Source organism: Sedimenticola sp., assembly GCF_050289425.1.
Classification (GTDB): domain Bacteria; phylum Pseudomonadota; class Gammaproteobacteria; order Chromatiales; family Chromatiaceae; genus Sedimenticola.
The window spans coordinates 1-528 of record NZ_JBNKFS010000091.1; the positions used below are offsets into that span (position 1 = coordinate 1).

1 pseudogene is annotated in these 528 nt (G+C 60.4%); it reads right to left on the minus strand.

Going from position 1 to position 528, the window contains the following annotated elements:
• A pseudogene (locus ACQY5R_RS18335) lies at positions 1–528 on the minus strand (hypothetical protein); the annotation flags it as partial.

Consider the following 528-nt stretch of genomic DNA (forward strand, 5'->3'; position numbering starts at 1 on the left):
GTAACTCCTCAACGCTGGAGGCCCAGCCCGCCCCCTGTTCGTCCAACAGAGCACCCCAGCCGATATCATCGTGGCAACGCAGATAATTCACCCAGGCCGTGCCCTCCGGATTGACTGGCATTTCACTGAGCAGCTGCCGGGTTTTGCCGGCATCCTCGGTGGCCAACGAACGCCAGAGGGAAGCCATAAGCGCATTGTGGTAGGCGATATGCCCCTCCCGCCCCCGGTGTTCTCCAGTGCCGAAATAAAGGGCGGCCTGACGCGCGCCGACAATGGCTTCCACCTTCAGAATCACACTCGGGGCCACCATCGCCACCAGCGCCCGAAACGCGCGCAACAACGCGTGGGTTTGCGGCAGGTTCAAACAGTTGCTGCCGGCCTGCTTCCAGGTAAAGGCGGCCGCGTCCATGCGGAAAATCTGCACACCCTTATTCGCCAGATCGAGCAGATAGTTCAGCATGCCGGCAAAAACGTTCGGGTTCCGGTAATTCAGATCCCATTGAAACGGGTAGAAGGTCGTCCACGCCC